We start from the raw sequence: 16,568 nt of genomic DNA, 5'->3' as shown, positions 1-16,568 counted from the left end.
TCGCAGGTTAGGGGCGAGGGGCGGGGTGGGGCATGCTCCATCCGGGCGCGGTTCGCGGATTGCGTTGTCCGCCGTGGACATAGGGCGGCGTCGCCGGGATCGCCCCAGGTCCGGGCGCGTAACCGGTGAACTCCCCATGAGGGGGCACTAGATTGACCCGCGGACACACAGACCGGCAGGTCAGGGGGCAAGGGCAATGGACACCGACGGCACGCAGGGCGCTGGCGGCACGCACGACGCTCGTGGCACACACGCCACACCGGTGCCGCGCCCCGCGGGGCCGCCGACGCCTCCGGCGGTGTCGGCCAATGGGGGAACCGGCGGGGGAGCGGGCATCGGTTCGCCGGCGCGCCCCAGCGCCCCGCCGCCCCGTCCCACGCACGCCCCCGGCGCCGCCGGAGCGTCCGACGGGGCCGTCGGGGCCGCCTTCCTCGGGTGGCTGAGAGCCCCGCGGCCCGCCGCGGAACCGGGCATCTGGCGGTTCGCGCACCGGCCCCGGCCCGCGCAGGAGCCCGAGGTGATCCCGGCCCGGCAGCTCCTCAGCGGAGCGGTGATCGCGTTTCTCGTGGGGTGGCTCGTCTGGTCGCTGCTCTGGAACGGCTACCTCGGCGGCTGGTGGCTGCTCCCGCTGTACGCGATGGTCCCCGACTCCTGGGCCCAGCCGCACTCCGTCGGCTCGGTCGTCGTGGTCTACCTGTACTACGCCGTGTTCGCCGTCGGCATCATGATCGCCGTCGGCCGGCTCGGCCGCTGGGGTGAGGTGTGGCGCCGTTACGGCCTGCCGGCCTGGCGCAAGGCCGTCCCTGTCGCCCAGGAGCGCCCGCCCGCGCCCGAGGAGGACCCGGCACGCTGGCCCCAGCTCCGGGCCGCCGGCGCCGCCGACGCAGCCGACCGGCTCGCCGCCGACGCCCGCGCCGGGTTGATGCGCGACGTCGACCAGGCCCGGATCGCCCGCGCCTGGCAGGGCGTGCGCCGGGGCAGCCACCCCCTCGCCTCGTTCAGCGCGGCCGTCGTGAAGGACGGCGCCGCCGCCTGCCTGCACCCCTCCGGCGCGCGCGATCTGCCCGCCCGCGCCGCTCGCCACGACCTCGCCACCGCCCAGGTCAGGATCGGCACGACCGCCGACGACCCGCGCAACCCCTACGCCTACCGCGGGACGGGCCTCGCGTTCGGGCCCGACCTGCTCGGCACCTCGCTGCTCGCCGTCGGCCCCGCGGGCGCCGGCAAGACCGGCAGCGTCGTCTGGCCGCTCGCCGAGTCCCTGTGCCTGGGCGCCCTGGCCGGCCGCGCCGCCGTCGTGGTCGTCGGCCCTGCGGGGGCCGGCCTCGGCGCCGCCGACGGCTACGACGTCGTCATCCGCATCGGCCACCCCGAGTCCGTCCACGACCTGGACCTGTACGGCGGCACGAGCGACCCCGACGAGGCCGCGGCGGTGCTCGCCGAGGCCCTCGTGGGGGACCTCGCCGACCCGCATCCCGGCGGCGACAGCCGCCGCTCCACCACCGTCATCGCCCAGCTCATCGGGCCGTACCACGCCGTCCACGGCCGCTTCCCCTCCGTGCCCGAGCTGCGCCGCCTCCTCGACGGCGCCCCGGAGCCGCTCGCCGCGCTGCGGCAGGCGCTCACCGACGCGGGTCACGAGGCGATGATCCGCGAACTCGACGCGCGCGAGCGACAGCTGGGGCACCCGGGGGACGTGGGCGCGGTGCTCGCCGACCGGGTGGCGCTCCTGGACCGGCCCGCGTTCGCCTCGTTCTTCGACACGACGGGCCGGGGCAGGCCGTTCTCGCTGCGCGCCCTCGACCACCCCGTACGCGTCCGCATCGACCTGCCCGAACGCGGGCACGCCGACGCGTCGCGGATCCTCGCGCGCCTCGTGCTCGCCCAGTTCGTCGCCAGCGCGTCCGTCCGCGACGACCGCTCGCTCTTCGCCTGCCTGATCCTGGACGACGCGACCGGCGCCGTGACCCCGCAGGCCGTGCGCGGCATCCAGCGGCTGCGGTCCGCGAACGCGGGCGCCGTCCTGACCCTGCGCACCCTCGACGACGTGCCGCGGCCCCTGCGCGGCCCGCTCCTCGGCGCCGTCGGCTGCCGCATGGCGCTGTCCGGCCTCACCCCGTGGGACGGCCAGGACTTCGCCGAGGTGTGGGGCAAGGAGTGGACCGAGACCCGGGACGTCACCGACCGGCAGATCATCGCGGAGACCCCCCTCGGCAAGACGGTCCACATGCTGCGCCGCGTCATCACCGGCAACGCGCCGACCGCACGGGCCGTCACCGTCCGCCAGGTCGAGCGCGAGCGCTGGTCCGCCTCCGAACTGGCGCACGCCGTGCCGCCCGGCCACGCCGTCCTGTCCCTGACGACGGTGCGGGGCGAGCACGCGCCCCCGCTCCTGGTGGACCTGCGCGACTGAGGCGGCCCGCTGAGTGGGGGCCGCAGACGTACGTACGGTGAGGCAGAATCGACACCGGTCGTTCATACGTACCGGCCAAAAGATCCACAGGATCCACCCCCACCCGAGCACCACCTGTCGCACACCTGAAGGCCTCATGCCGCCCACGCTCGCCTCCCTCGTCCACCACTCCGCGCTCAAGCTGACCGTGCGCGCCGGGGAGGAACGGCTGGACACCGCCGTGCGCTGGGCCCACGTCAGTGAGCTCGCCGACCCCGTGCCGTACATGGAGGGCGGCGAGCTGCTCCTGTTCACCGCGCTCAAGTTGGACGCGGAGGACCCGGAGGCGATGCGCCGCTACGTGAAGCGGCTCGCGGGCGCCGGGGTCGTCGGGCTCGGCTTCGCCGTCGGCGTCAACTACGACGCGGTGCCGCAGGCCCTCGTCGACGCGGCGCGCGAGGAGGAGTTCCCGCTCCTCGAAGTGCCGCGCCGCACCCCCTTCATCGCCATCAGCAAGGCCGTCTCCGCCGCCATCGCCGCCGACCAGTACCGCGCCGTCACCGCCGGGTTCGCCGCCCAGCGCGAGCTGACCAAGCAGGCGCTGAGCGGCGGCCCCGAGGGGCTGCTCGGCGCGCTCGCCGGCCAGGTCGACGGCTGGGCCGCGCTGTACGACGCCTCGGGCGCCGTGGTCGCCGCCGCGCCGGAGTGGGCCGGGCGCCGGGCGGCCCGGCTCGTCGCCGACGTCGAGCGGCTGCGCGAGCGGCCCGCCCCCGCCAGCGCCGTGGTGGGCGGCAGCGAACAGCACGGCGGCGGCGACGAGGACCGCGTGGAACTGCACTCGCTCGGCACCGGACGCAGGCCCCGCGCCGCGCTCGCCGTGGGCACCGCCGCGGCCCTAGGCACCGCCGAGCGCTACGCGCTGCACTCCGCCATCGCCCTGCTCACCCTCACCACAGAGCGCTCCCGCTCGCTGCACTCCGCCGAGCAGCGCATCGGCGCCGCGGTCCTGCGGATGCTCCTCGCCGGGGAGCCCGAGCACGCCAGGACCGTCGCGGGGGACCTGTACGGAGGGCTGCTCGACGCGCCCTTCCGGATGATCGTCGCCGAGGTCGCGTCCGCGTCGGCGGGCCGTGCGCACGCCGACGGGCACGCGCGCGTGGCCCTCGACAAGCCGGAGCGGCCCGCGCCGGGCACGGGGGCGGCGGCCGTCGCCGCCCCCGGCGACCCGCTCACCGGACTCGCCGACGTCGTGGAGGCCGCCGCGGCCCGCTCCGGCGAGGCCGTCCTCGTGGTGCCGGACGGGGACCGGCTCGTCCTGCTCGCCGCCGACGGCGGCGCGTCCACGGGCGCCTGCACCCAGTACGCCGAGGCTCTGGAGACCGCCCGCCTGACCCAGCGCGAGCAGGGCGGCGCGGGCGAGGACGACGAACTCGTGGTGGGCCTGTCCGCACCGGCCGGGCCGATCGCCGCCGCGACCGCGTACAAGCAGGCCGAACAGGCCCTGTCGGTCGCCCGGCGGCGCGGGCGCGCCCTCGTCGAGCACGAGGAGGTCGCGGCGGGCTCCGTCGTGCCGCTGCTCGCCGACGACGCGGTACGCGCCTTCGCCGACGGCCTCCTGCGGGCCCTGAAGGACCACGACGCGACCGGCCGCGGCGACCTCGTGGCGTCGCTGCGCGCCTGGCTGTCGCGGCACGGTCAGTGGGACGCGGCCGCCGCCGACCTCGGCGTGCACCGCCACACCCTGCGCTACCGGATGCGGCGCGTCGAGGAGATCCTCGGCCGCTCGCTCGACGACCCGGACGTGCGCATGGAGCTGTGGCTGGCCCTCAAGGTGACGAGCGCGGGCGGCGAATAGACCCACCCGGCCCGCCCTTCAGGACGGAACCCGCACCCGCCTCTGCCAAAGAGGCGCGCCGAACTCGCGGACTCCGACACGTCGGACAAACACGGCTCCGGCCGGGCCCGCCTACCGTTGGTCCGGAAAGACCCCAGTACACACCCACTGCGGAAGGGCCGGGACCGACTATGACCGCCACTCACGCCTTCTGGCTCGCGGGCCGCGAGGCCACCGGTGACGCCACCTTCGACGTCACCAACTCCTACGACGGTCGGCTGGTCGGCAAGGTCAGCGTGCCCACTGACGCGCAGGTCGAGGAAGCCGTCGCCACCGCGTACGCCGTCCGCGACGAGTTCGCCGCCACCCCCGCCCACGTACGGGCCAAGGCCCTCAACCACGTGGCCGACCGGCTGACCGAGCGCACCGAGGAGATCGCCCAGCTGATCTCCGCCGAGAACGGCAAGCCCATCAAGTGGGCGCGCGGTGAGGTCGGCCGTGCCGTCTCCGTCTTCCGCTTCGCCGCCGAAGAGGCCCGCCGCTTCAACGGCGGCGAGGCCCAGCGCCTCGACACCGACGCGGGCGGCACCGGCCGGCTCGCCCTGACCCGTCGCATTCCGCACGGCGTGGTCCTCGGCATCGCCCCGTTCAACTTCCCGCTGAACCTCAGCGCCCACAAGGTCGCCCCGGCCATCGCCGTCGGCGCCCCGATCATCCTCAAGCCGGCCCCGGCCACGCCGATCTCCTCGCTGATCCTCGGCGAGCTGCTCGCCGAGACGGACCTCCCGGCCGGCTCCTGGTCCGTCCTCACGGTCCCGAACGACCGCATGCCCGCCCTGGTCCAGGACGAGCGCCTGCCGGTCATCTCCTTCACCGGCTCGGGCCCGGTCGGCTACGCGATCATGGACAGCGTGCCGCGCAAGCACTGCACGCTGGAGCTCGGCGGCAACGGCGCGGCCGTCGTCCTCGGCGACTGGGCCTCCGAAGAGGACCTGGACTGGGCGGCGACCCGCATCGCCACCTTCTCCAACTACCAGGGCGGCCAGTCCTGCATCTCCGTGCAGCGCGTCATCGCCGACGCCTCCGTGTACGAGCGGCTCCTGCCGAAGATCGTCGCGGCCGTCGAGGCGCAGGTCACCGGTGACCCCGCGGACGACGCCACCGACGTCGGCCCGCTGGTCAGCGAGGACGCCGCCAAGCGTGTGGAGTCCTGGGTCGACGAGGCCGTCTCCGCGGGCGCCTCGCTACTCGCGGGCGGCAAGCGCGAGGGCGCCACGTACGCCCCGACCGTCCTCGCCGACGTGCCGGCCGACGTGACGATCTCCTGCGAGGAGGTCTTCGGACCGGTCCTCACGGTCAAGAAGGTCGACGGCGAGGCCGAGGCCTTCGCCGCGGTCAACGACTCCAAGTACGGCCTCCAGGCGGGCGTATTCACGCACGACCTGCAGACCGCGTTCCGCGCCCACCGCGCCCTCGAGGTCGGCGGTGTGGTCATCGGCGACGTCCCGTCCTACCGCGCGGACCAGATGCCGTACGGCGGCGCCAAGCAGTCCGGCGTGGGCCGCGAGGGCGTGCGCTACGCGATGGACGACTACACGTACGAGCGTGTGCTCGTCCTGACGGGCCTCGCCCTGTAGGACCCGGCAAGACCCCGGCGTACGCCTGATCCGTACGCCGGCCATGGACGGCCGGAGCCCACTGTGCGGGGGCTCCGGCCGTCCGCGTTCCCGGGCCTTCGTTTGACGAAAGGCCCGTCGGACCCATGTCCCCCGGATGCCACTTCCGATGACCCGATCGGTGCGCGAGGGGTGGTCGGGTTGCCGGTTTTCGGGTACATACGACCGAGTAGCACCCGTCGGTAGTCGATGCCGAACGGCCCCTACTCGCGGCGAGGTGAGCCCACATGGCGGCCCCAACTTCCCAGCAGCCCTCCGTGACGGAACGTGAGGCCCGGCAGGTCGCCGAGGCCGCGCGCGAACAGGGCTGGCGCAAGCCGAGCTTCGCCAAGGAGCTCTTCCTCGGGCGTTTCAGGCTGGACCTGATCCATCCCCATCCACAGCCGGCGGGCGAGGACGTCCGGCGCGGCGAGGAGTTCCTCGCCAAGCTGCGCGACTTCTGCGAGACACGCATCGACTCGGCCCGTATCGAGCGCGAGGCGCGGATCCCCGACGAGGTGATCAACGGGCTCAAGGAGCTCGGCGCCCTCGGCATGAAGATCGACATCAAGTACGGCGGCCTCGGCCTCACGCAGGTCTACTACAACAGGGCCCTCGCCCTGGTCGGCTCCGTGAACCCCGCGATCGGCGCCCTCCTGTCGGCCCACCAGTCCATCGGTGTGCCGCAGCCGCTGAAGATCTTCGGGACGCAGGAGCAGAAGGACACCTTCCTGCCGCGCTGCGCCCGCACCGACATCACCGCGTTCCTGCTGACCGAGCCCGACGTCGGCTCGGACCCGGCGCGCCTCGCGACGACCGCGGTGCCCGACGGGGACTCGTACGTCCTCGACGGAGTGAAGCTGTGGACGACGAACGGCGTCGTCGCCGACCTGCTCGTCGTCATGGCGCGGGTGCCGAAGGCGGAAGGGCGCAAGGGCGGCATCACGGCCTTCGTCGTCGAGGCCGACTCCGAAGGGATCACGGTCGAGAACCGCAATGCCTTCATGGGTCTGCGCGGCCTCGAGAACGGCGTGACCCGCTTCCACCGGGTCAGGGTCCCGGCCGCGAACCGCATCGGCCCCGAGGGTGCCGGCCTCAAGATCGCCCTCACCACCCTCAACACGGGCCGCCTCTCGCTGCCCGCGATGTGCGTGGGCGCGGGCAAGTGGTGCCTGAAGATCGCCCGCGAGTGGTCGGCCGCCCGTGAGCAGTGGGGCAAGCCGGTCGCGTTCCACGAGGCGGTCGGCCAGAAGATCTCGTTCATCGCCGCCACGACCTTCGCGCTCGAAGCCGTCGTCGACCTGTCCTCGCAGATGGCCGACGAAAACCGCAACGACATCCGCATCGAGGCCGCCCTCGCCAAGCTCTACGGCTCAGAGATGGGCTGTCTGATGGCCGACGAGCTGGTCCAGATCCGCGGCGGCCGCGGCTTCGAGACCGCCGAGTCCCTCGCCGCGCGCGGCGAACGCGCCGTCCCCGCCGAGCAGCTCCTGCGCGACCTGCGGATCAACCGCATCTTCGAGGGCTCGACGGAGATCATGCACCTCCTCATCGCCCGCGAGGCCGTGGACGCGCACCTGTCGGTCGCAGGTGACCTGATCGACCCCGAGAAGTCCCTGTCCGACAAGGCGAAGGCGGGCGCGAAGGCGGGCGGCTTCTACGCACGCTGGCTGCCGAAGCTCGTCGCGGGTCCCGGCCAACTCCCCAACTCCTACGGCGAGTTCAACCCCGACGGCCACGTCGACCTCTCCGGCCATCTGCGCTACGTGGAGCGCTCGGCGCGCAAGCTGGCCCGCTCCACCTTCTACGCCATGTCCCGCTGGCAGGGAAAGATGGAGACCAAGCAGGGCTTCCTCGGCCGGATCGTCGACATCGGCGCCGAACTCTTCGCGATGAGCGCGGCCTGCGTGCGGGCCGAGCACCTGCGCGCCACCGGCGAACACGGCCGCGAGGCCTACCAGCTCGCCGACGTGTTCTGCAGCCAGTCCCGCGTCCGCGTCGACGAACTCTTCGGGCGCCTGTGGCACAACACCGACGAACTGGACCGCAAGGTCACCAAGGGCGTCCTCGGCGGGTCCTACACCTGGCTGGAGGAGGGCATCGTCGACCCTAGCGGCGACGGCGCGTGGATCGCGGACGCGACCCCCGGCCCCTCGAAGCGGGAGAACGTCCACCGCCCCATCCGCTGAACCGCGCCCCGGGGCCCGCGGGTATCTTGCTCACCGCAAGGCCCACAGGCCCCGGGGGAGATGGCAATGCGTGACGAGCGCACGTACCGCAACGACCTGGAACGACGGTTCCTCGACAACGCGCTGAAGACGCGCACCCGCGGCTTCTGGCTCCTCGTCGTCGCCGCGCTCCTGTGGCTGTACGTCCTGGCCCGGCTCCTGCTGCCGCCGGGCTTCCTCCTCGCGTCCGGCGGTGAACACGGCGCCGGCTGCGACGATCCGCTCCTCTTCGAGGAGATCCGCAGCGGCTACGACGGCAGCATCTCCAACGTCTGTGTCCTCGAACCCTGGCCGATGATCTTCGCCGTCCTCGCGCTCTCCCTCCCCATCGGGATGGCCGGCGCGATCCTGTACGTGCGCGGTGTCCTGGGCGCCAACCTCAGTCACTACGTCCGGTCCATGACCGGGCGGTGAACGGTCCCGCCTCCTTGCCTCAAAGGGCGACGAGGCGGACATTGGGTACAGGGGAGGAGTTCCTGTGCCGGGTACCGGATTCGACCACATCACCTCCAAGATCATGCGCGCGGGCGAAGGCAGGATCCTGCGCAAGCTCCAGCGCGTCGCCGACCAGGTCAACTCGGTCGAGGAGGAATTCCGCGCGCTCACCGACGCCGAGCTCCAGGCCCTCACCGCGGAGTTCAGGCAGCGCCACACCGACGGCGAGAGCCTGGACGACCTCATGCCCGAGGCCTTCGCCGCCATCCGCGAGGCCGCGCGCCGCACGCTCGGCATGCGCCACTTCGACGTACAGCTCATGGGTGGGGCCGCGCTCCACCTGGGCAACATCGCCGAGATGCAGACCGGCGAGGGCAAGACCCTGGCCGCGACCCTGCCCGTCTACCTCAACGCGCTGGCCGGGAATGGCGTCCACCTCGTCACCGTCAACGACTACCTCGCCGAGCGCGACGCCGCCTGGATGGGCCGGGCCTACCGGTTCATGGGCCTCACCGTCGGCGTCGTCAGGAACGACATGGACCCGGCCGACCGGCGCGCCGCGTACGCCTGCGACATCACGTACGGCACCAACACCGAGTTCGGCTTCGACTACCTGCGCGACAACATGGCCTGGTCGAAGGACGAACTGGTGCAGCGCGGCCACCACTTCGCGATCGTCGACGAGGCGGACTCGATCCTCATCGACGAGGCCCGCACGCCGCTGATCATCTCCGGCCCGGCCGACCAGCCCACCCACTGGTACGGCGTCTTCGCGGCACTGGTCCTCGACATGAAGGGCGTCTCGGTCCAGGACGAGCACTTCACCAGCCAGGCCGACAAGGACCGGCTCGCCGAACTGCGGGCCACGCACGACTACGAGTACGACCCGAAGAAGCGGACCGTGGCGATCCTGGACCGCGGGGTCTCCTACCTGGAGGACCAGCTCGGCATCGAGAACTTCTACGAGGCGGCCCACACCCCGCTCATCGGGCACCTGAACAACGCGCTCAAGGCCAAGGAGCACTTCAAGAACGACAAGGACTACGTCGTCATCGACGGCGAGGTCCTCATCGTCGACGAGCACACCGGCCGCCTGCTGTTGGGCCGCCGCTACAACGAGGGCCTGCACCAGGCCATCGAGGCCAAGGAAGGGGTGGACATCAAGGACGAGAACCAGACGCTCGCCACGATCACCCTGCAGAACTTCTTCCGCCTCTACGCCAAGCTCGGCGGCATGACCGGCACCGCCATGACCGAGGCCGCCGAGTTCCACCAGATCTACAAGCTGCACGTCGTGCCCATCCCCACCAACCGGCCGATGGTCCGCCGCGACGACCCCGACCTGATCTACCGCACCGAGCGTGCCAAGCTCGATGCGATCGTGGAGGACATCGCCGAGAGGCACGCCGCCGGCCAGCCCGTCCTCGTCGGCACCACCTCCGTCGAGAAGTCCGAGCTCCTGTCCGAGCAGCTCAGCAGGCACGGCATCCGGCACGAGGTCCTCAACGCCAAGAACCACCGCGGCGAGGCCCAGATCGTCGCGCAGGCCGGCCGTAAGGGCGCCGTCACCGTCGCCACGAACATGGCGGGCCGCGGCACCGACATCATGCTCGGTGGCAACCCGGAGGCGATGGCCGCCGCCGCACTCGACGAACGCGGCGCCACCGAGGACGACGACCCCGAGCGGCGTCGCGCCGTCGAGGAGAGCGTCGCCGCGTCCGCCGCCGCAGAGCACGACGAGGTGAAGGAGCTCGGCGGGCTCTACGTCCTCGGCACCGAACGGCACGAGTCCCGGCGCATCGACAACCAGCTGCGCGGCCGCTCGGGACGCCAGGGCGACCCCGGGGCGTCCCGCTTCTACCTGTCCCTGGAGGACGACCTGATGCGCCTGTTCCGCGCCCAGCTCGTCGACCGGGTCATGGCGATGGCGGACGTCCCCGCGTCCGTGCCCATCGAGAACAAGATGGTCACCCGCGCCATCGCCTCCGCCCAGTCCCAGGTCGAGCAGCAGCACTTCGAGTCCCGTAAGGACGTCCTCAAGTTCGACGAGGTCCTCAACCGGCAGCGCACCCTCATCTACCGCGAGCGGCGCCGCGTCCTGGAGGGCGAGGACCTGCGCGCCCAGATCCTCCTCTTCATGGACGACACCATCGAGGCGTACATCACCCACGAGACCGCCGAGGGCTACCCGGAGGAGTGGGACCTCGACGCGCTCTGGGCCGCCTTCCACGAGCTCTACCCGTGCGGCATCACCCCCGAAGAGCTCGACGACCAGGCGGGCGGGCGTGCCGGTCTGACCGCCGGCCTTCTCGTCGAAGCCGTCACCGGCGACATCCACGCGCGCTTCGAGGAGCGCGAGAACGAGCTCGGCGCCGACGCCCTGCGCGATCTGGAACGCGTCGTGGTCCTCGCCGTCCTGGACCGCAAGTGGCGCGAACACCTCTACGAGATGGACTACCTCCGCGACGGCATCGGCCTGCGCTACACGCTGGGCCGCGAGCCGATCTTCGAGTACGAACGCGAGGGGTTCGACCTGTTCACGGCCATGATGGACGCCATCAAGGAGGAGTCCGTCGGCTACGTCTTCAACCTCGACACCACCGCCGACGCACCCCCCTCCGAGGCCCTCGACGCGGCCCGGCGCCCCGACCGTCTCCACTTCAGCGCGCCCACCCTGGACACCGCCGGAGGCCTGCAGGAAGGCGACCTCAATACCGCCCCCGCCGAGGTCACACCGGGCGACGCGGAGCCGTCCGCAGGCTCCCTTCGGCCGCCCGGCCGGCCGAAGGGCCGCCGACGGCCCAGCCCATGACGAACCGCCGGGGGACGCGCTGTCCAGGAGGACCGGAGGCCACGCCACAATGGGGGGTATGAGCGACAGCGCATCCCCCCTCGCGGACCCGCACCTCGTCTTCGACCCCGCCGGCTCGGACGGCCCGCGGGACGTCGTCATCCTCGGCTCCACGGGCTCGATCGGCACCCAGGCCATCGACCTGGTGCTGCGCAACCCCGACCGGTTCACGGTCACGGCGCTGTCCGCCGCGGGCGGCCGGGTCGGCCTGCTCGCCGAACAGGCCAGGCAACTGCGTGTACGGACCGTCGCGGTCGCCCGCGAGGACGTCGTGCCCGCCCTGCGCGAGGCCCTGAGGGCGCAGTACGCCGACGGCGAGCCGCTCCCCGAGATCCTGGCGGGCCCCGACGCGGCCACCCAGGTCGCCGCCTCTCCCTGCCACACGGTGCTCAACGGCATCACCGGATCCATCGGCCTCGCCCCGACACTCGCCGCCCTGGAGGCCGGACGCACCCTCGCCCTCGCCAACAAGGAGTCGCTCATCGTCGGCGGCCCCCTGGTCAAGGCGCTCGCGAAGCCGGGCCAGATCATCCCGGTCGACTCCGAGCACGCCGCGCTCTTCCAGGGCCTCGCGGCCGGCAAGCGCTCGGACGTCCGCAAGCTCGTCGTCACCGCGTCCGGCGGCCCCTTCCGGGGACGGACCAAGGCGGACCTCGCACACGTCACGCCCGAGGACGCGCTCGCGCACCCGACCTGGGCGATGGGCCCGGTCATCACCGTCAACTCGGCGACTCTCGTCAACAAGGGCCTGGAGGTGATCGAGGCGCACCTCCTCTACGACATCCCGTTCGAGCGGATCGAGGTGGTCGTGCACCCGCAGTCGTACGTGCATTCCATGGTCGAGTTCACGGACGGCTCCACCCTCGCCCAGGCCACGCCGCCCGACATGCGCGGACCCATCGCCATCGGCCTCGGCTGGCCCGAGCGGATCCCCGACGCGGCGCCCGCGTTCGACTGGACGAAGGCGTCGAGCTGGGAGTTCTTCCCTCTCGACACCGAGGCCTTCCCCTCGGTCGGGCTCGCCCGGCACGTCGGCGAGCTCGCGGGCACGGCCCCGGCAGTGTTCAATGCCGCAAACGAGGAGTGCGTGGACGCGTTCCTGAACGGCGCGCTGCCGTTCAACGGCATCATGGACACCGTCACGAAGGTCGTCGAGGAACACGGCGTACCTTCGACCACGACGTCGGGAACTTCCCTGACCGTCGCGGACGTCCTCGAAGCGGAGACCTGGGCACGCGCCCGGGCCCGCGAACTGACGGCACAGGCGACATCGACCGCGGAGGCTCGTGCATGACGACCCTGATGATGATCCTCGGCATAGTCGTCTTCGCGATCGGACTCCTCGTCTCGATCGCCTGGCACGAGCTGGGGCATCTGTCGACCGCGAAGCTCTTCAAGATCCGCGTGCCGCAGTACATGGTCGGCTTCGGCCCGACCATCTGGTCGCGCAAGAAGGGCGACACGGAGTACGGCGTCAAGGCGATCCCGCTGGGCGGCTACATCCGCATGATCGGCATGTTCCCGCCCGGCCCGGACGGGAAGATCCAGGCCCGCTCCACCTCGCCGTTCCGCGGCATGGTCGAGGACGCGCGGGCGGCGGCCTTCGAGGAGCTCCAGCCGGGCGACGAGACGCGGCTCTTCTACACGCGCAAGCCGTGGAAGAGAGTCATCGTGATGTTCGCGGGCCCCTTCATGAACCTGATCCTCGCGGTCGGCCTCTTCTTCACCGTCCTGATGGGCTTCGGCATCACGCAGCAGACCACCACGGTCAGCTCGGTCCAGCAGTGCGTGGTCAAGCAGAGCGAGAACCGCGACACATGCAAGAAGTCCGACCCCGCGTCCCCGGCCGCCGCGGCCGGACTGCGGGCCAAGGACAAGATCGTCTCGTTCAACGGTGTGAAGACCGACCAGTGGAACACCCTGTCCGACGAGATCCGCGCCAACCCCGGCAGGACCGTCGACATCGTCGTCCAGCGCGACGGCCAGGAGAAGGTCCTGCACGCCAAGATCGCCACCAACCAGGTGGCGAAGAAGGACAGCAGCGGCCAGATCGTCCAGGACGAGTACATCAACGCCGGATTCCTCGGCTTCAGCGCCTCGACCGGTGTCGTGCGCCAGAACTTCGGCGACTCCGTGACGTGGATGGGCGACCGGGTCGGCGACGCCGTCAACTCGCTCGCCGCCCTGCCCGGCAAGATCCCGGCCCTGTGGGACGCGGCCTTCGGCGACGGCCCGCGTGAGCCGGACTCGCCGATGGGCGTGGTCGGCGCCGCCCGCGTCGGCGGGGAGATCTTCAACCTGGACATCCCGGCGACCCAGCAGCTCGGCATGGCCCTGATGCTCGTCGCGGGCTTCAACCTGTCGCTGTTCCTCTTCAACATGCTGCCGCTGCTCCCCCTGGACGGCGGGCACATCGCCGGCGCCCTGTGGGAGTCCCTGCGACGGAACCTGGCGAAGGTCTTCAAGCGGCCCGACCCCGGCCCGTTCGATGTGGCGAAGCTGATGCCCGTCGCCTACGTCGTGGCCGGAGTCTTCGTCTGCTTCACCGTCCTGGTACTGATCGCGGACGTCGTCAACCCGGTCAAAATCACGTAGTTACCGACTGTTCATGGTGGCCGGGCATGCTCTGTGCCCGGCCACCTACCTTTGGGTGGACTTCCGGACGTGATGTGCTCGCTGCCAGGCCGGTGCCGTAATCTCGAAGCCTGGAGCCCGCTCACCACGGGACCCCGATCCGTGTCTTCTTCTCGGGTCTCGATTCCACACCTTGGGGTTGCACAGCAGATGACTGCGATTTCTCTCGGCATGCCGTCCGTTCCGACCAAGCTCGCCGAGCGCCGCAGGAGCCGGCAGATCCAGGTCGGCACCGTGGCGGTCGGCGGAGACGCACCGGTGTCGGTGCAGTCCATGACGACGACCCGTACATCCGACATCGGCGCCACGCTCCAGCAGATCGCCGAGCTCACCGCGTCCGGCTGCCAGATCGTCCGTGTGGCCTGCCCCACACAGGACGACGCCGACGCGCTGTCCGTCATCGCGAAGAAGTCGCAGATCCCCGTGATCGCGGACATCCACTTCCAGCCGAAGTACGTCTTCGCCGCCATCGAGGCGGGCTGCGCCGCGGTCCGGGTGAACCCGGGCAACATCAAGCAGTTCGACGACAAGGTCAAGGAGATCGCGCAGGCGGCCAAGGACCACGGCACCCCGATCCGCATCGGCGTGAACGCGGGCTCGCTCGACGCCCGGCTCCTGAAGAAGTACGGCAAGGCCACCCCCGAGGCGCTCGTCGAGTCCGCCCTGTGGGAGGCGTCCCTCTTCGAGGAGCACGGCTTCCGCGACATCAAGATCTCGGTCAAGCACAACGACCCGGTCGTGATGGTGAACGCCTACCGCCAGCTCGCCGCAGCCTGTGACTACCCGCTGCACCTCGGCGTCACCGAGGCGGGCCCGGCCTTCCAGGGCACCATCAAGTCCGCCGTCGCGTTCGGCGCGCTGCTCTCCGAGGGCATCGGAGACACCATCCGCGTCTCCCTGTCGGCCCCGCCGGTCGAGGAGATCAAGGTGGGCAACCAGATCCTGGAGTCGCTCAACCTCAAGCCGCGCCGCCTGGAGATCGTCTCCTGTCCGTCCTGCGGACGCGCCCAGGTCGACGTCTACAAGCTCGCCGAAGAGGTCACCGCGGGCCTCGACGGCATGGAGGTTCCGCTGCGCGTCGCCGTCATGGGCTGCGTCGTGAACGGACCGGGCGAGGCCCGCGAGGCCGACCTCGGCGTCGCCTCCGGCAACGGCAAGGGCCAGATCTTCGTGAAGGGCGAGGTCATCAAGACCGTCCCCGAGTCGAAGATCGTCGAGACCCTCATCGAAGAGGCGCTGAAGATCGCCGAGCAGATGGAACGGGACGGCGTCATGAGCGGTGAGCCCGAGGTCTCCGTCAGCTGACGCACAACGTGGCGCAAGGGACCCGGGTGCCCCTCCTGAGGTGGCGCTCGGGTTCTTTGCGCGCGGTGTGCTGCTCAGTCTCTCCGGCTAAAGTACGGAGATCAGCAGACCGTGTGACTCCGCCCCGAGGGGCTTCTCGCCGCGACGCGACGGTCAAGCCCTGACCGATGCTCGCGAGCAAGCGCACGGCGACGCTAGCAGGGTGTTCGACGGGTTGTCGTTGCCCGCAAGGAGTGATGGAGCCGTCCCGTTGTTGACTCAGACCACCACCCGGGTCCTCGAACCGAGTGACCTCGACGCCGCGCTCGCCGTGCTGGACCGCGAGCCGGTTGCCAATGCCTTCGTGGCGTCCCGCGTCCAGGTGGCGGGCCTCGACCCGTGGCGTCTTGGCGGCGAGATGTGGGGCTGGTACGAGGACGGGATGCTCGAGTCCCTGTGCTACGCGGGCGCGAACCTGGTCCCGATCTGCGCCACCCCGAGGGCCGTGCGCGGGTTCGCCGACCGGGCCCGCAGGGCCGGGCGCCGCTGCTCCTCCATCGTCGGCCCCGCCGAGCCCACCGCCCAGCTGTGGCGCCTGCTCGAACCGAACTGGGGCCCCGCCAGGGACGTACGCGCCCAGCAGCCCCTCATGGTCACCGACCGGCTCCCCGACGACATCGCCCCGGATCCGTACGTCCGTCGCGTCCGGAAGGACGAGATGGAGACGATCATGCCGGCGTGCGTGGCGATGTTCACGGAGGAGGTCGGCGTCTCGCCGCTCGCCGGTGACGGGGGCCTGCTGTACCAGGCGAGGGTGGCCGAGCTGGTCGGCTCGGGGCGTTCGTTCGCCCGGCTCGACGAGCGCGGCAAGGTGATCTTCAAGGCCGAGATCGGTGCCACGACGACGAGCGCCTGCCAGATCCAGGGCGTGTGGATCGCCCCCGAACACCGCGGCCGCGGCCTCGCCGCCCCGGGCATGGCGGCGGTCCTGCGCTATGCGCTCGCGGATTTCGCGCCGCTGGTCAGCCTGTACGTGAACGACTTCAACACCCCGGCGCGGGCCGCGTACCGCCGGGTCGGATTCGAGGAAGTCGGCGCCTTCATGAGCGTCCTGTTCTGACGCGTCGGCGGGCTCCCTGTGGTACCTGTCTCACATTTCTGGCGCCATTTGACATTAGCGCACCTTATGGAAGATAAAGAAGCTCCTTTGGTTCAAGCTTCACCCAGTGTGAACAACCTCCGTGTGCACACCGGC

General features: G+C 71.4%; 10 protein-coding genes. All 10 read left to right on the top strand.

Annotation, left to right across the window (positions count from 1 at the left end; all coding sequences use genetic code 11):
• The first annotated feature begins 196 nt into the window (after nucleotides 1–196).
• The 10 genes from OG456_RS10350 to OG456_RS10305 all read left to right on the top strand — a co-directional run bounded on the left by OG456_RS10350 (nucleotide 197) and on the right by OG456_RS10305 (nucleotide 16,433).
• Nucleotides 197–2,413, top strand: coding sequence for an ATP-binding protein (locus tag OG456_RS10350; protein WP_266559468.1), 2,217 nt, complete (start codon nucleotides 197–199; stop codon nucleotides 2,411–2,413).
• Nucleotides 2,414–2,549: 136 nt separating this feature from the next.
• Entirely contained in the window at nucleotides 2,550–4,247 is a 1,698-nt protein-coding gene (locus OG456_RS10345; protein WP_266559466.1) for a PucR family transcriptional regulator, read from the top strand.
• Nucleotides 4,248–4,417: 170 nt separating this feature from the next.
• On the top strand, nucleotides 4,418–5,863 hold the full coding sequence (locus tag OG456_RS10340; RefSeq protein ID WP_266559464.1) for an aldehyde dehydrogenase family protein: 1,446 nt from the start codon (nucleotides 4,418–4,420) through the stop codon (nucleotides 5,861–5,863).
• Between the two features lie 266 nt (nucleotides 5,864–6,129).
• The gene (locus OG456_RS10335) at nucleotides 6,130–8,070 is read left to right on the top strand and encodes an acyl-CoA dehydrogenase family protein (RefSeq protein ID WP_266559462.1); all 1,941 of its coding nucleotides are present in this window, start codon (nucleotides 6,130–6,132) and stop codon (nucleotides 8,068–8,070) included.
• Between the two features lie 66 nt (nucleotides 8,071–8,136).
• Nucleotides 8,137–8,523: a hypothetical protein gene (locus OG456_RS10330; protein ID WP_266559460.1), complete on the top strand. Its 387-nt coding sequence runs from the start codon at nucleotides 8,137–8,139 to the stop codon at nucleotides 8,521–8,523.
• Nucleotides 8,524–8,626: 103 nt separating this feature from the next.
• Nucleotides 8,627–11,356 carry a preprotein translocase subunit SecA gene (gene secA / locus OG456_RS10325; RefSeq protein WP_266569138.1) on the top strand — a complete coding sequence of 910 codons (2,730 nt, stop codon included), beginning with the start codon at nucleotides 8,627–8,629 and terminating at the stop codon, nucleotides 11,354–11,356.
• A gap of 58 nt (nucleotides 11,357–11,414) precedes the next feature.
• On the top strand, nucleotides 11,415–12,689 hold the full coding sequence (gene dxr, locus OG456_RS10320) for a 1-deoxy-D-xylulose-5-phosphate reductoisomerase (RefSeq protein WP_266559459.1): 1,275 nt from the start codon (nucleotides 11,415–11,417) through the stop codon (nucleotides 12,687–12,689).
• Nucleotides 12,690–12,697: 8 nt separating this feature from the next.
• Nucleotides 12,698–13,990 carry an RIP metalloprotease gene (locus tag OG456_RS10315; protein WP_266569137.1) on the top strand — a complete coding sequence of 431 codons (1,293 nt, stop codon included), beginning with the start codon at nucleotides 12,698–12,700 and terminating at the stop codon, nucleotides 13,988–13,990.
• Between the two features lie 189 nt (nucleotides 13,991–14,179).
• Nucleotides 14,180–15,334 carry a flavodoxin-dependent (E)-4-hydroxy-3-methylbut-2-enyl-diphosphate synthase gene (gene ispG, locus OG456_RS10310; protein WP_266559457.1) on the top strand — a complete coding sequence of 385 codons (1,155 nt, stop codon included), beginning with the start codon at nucleotides 14,180–14,182 and terminating at the stop codon, nucleotides 15,332–15,334.
• A gap of 250 nt (nucleotides 15,335–15,584) precedes the next feature.
• Nucleotides 15,585–16,433 carry a GNAT family N-acetyltransferase gene (locus OG456_RS10305; RefSeq protein WP_266559455.1) on the top strand — a complete coding sequence of 283 codons (849 nt, stop codon included), beginning with the start codon at nucleotides 15,585–15,587 and terminating at the stop codon, nucleotides 16,431–16,433.
• The last annotated feature ends 135 nt before the right edge of the window (nucleotides 16,434–16,568 follow it).

Source organism: Streptomyces sp. NBC_01446 (assembly GCF_026340095.1).
GTDB lineage: Bacteria > Actinomycetota > Actinomycetes > Streptomycetales > Streptomycetaceae > Streptomyces > Streptomyces aureus.
This window is presented reverse-complemented; position numbering and strand designations above follow the sequence as displayed.

Excerpts from the sequence above, each read along its gene's own strand:
- dxr (WP_266559459.1), top strand. The coding sequence starts at position 11,415 with ATGAGCGACAGCGCATCCCCCCTCGCGGACCCGCACCTCGTCTTCGAC.
- OG456_RS10335 (WP_266559462.1), top strand. The coding sequence starts at position 6,130 with ATGGCGGCCCCAACTTCCCAGCAGCCCTCCGTGACGGAACGTGAGGCC.
- OG456_RS10350 (WP_266559468.1), top strand. The coding sequence starts at position 197 with ATGGACACCGACGGCACGCAGGGCGCTGGCGGCACGCACGACGCTCGT.
- OG456_RS10330 (WP_266559460.1), top strand. The coding sequence starts at position 8,137 with ATGCGTGACGAGCGCACGTACCGCAACGACCTGGAACGACGGTTCCTC.
- OG456_RS10345 (WP_266559466.1), top strand. The coding sequence starts at position 2,550 with ATGCCGCCCACGCTCGCCTCCCTCGTCCACCACTCCGCGCTCAAGCTG.
- ispG (WP_266559457.1), top strand. The coding sequence starts at position 14,180 with ATGACTGCGATTTCTCTCGGCATGCCGTCCGTTCCGACCAAGCTCGCC.
- OG456_RS10340 (WP_266559464.1), top strand. The coding sequence starts at position 4,418 with ATGACCGCCACTCACGCCTTCTGGCTCGCGGGCCGCGAGGCCACCGGT.
- OG456_RS10315 (WP_266569137.1), top strand. The coding sequence starts at position 12,698 with ATGATGATCCTCGGCATAGTCGTCTTCGCGATCGGACTCCTCGTCTCG.
- secA (WP_266569138.1), top strand. The coding sequence starts at position 8,627 with ATGCGCGCGGGCGAAGGCAGGATCCTGCGCAAGCTCCAGCGCGTCGCC.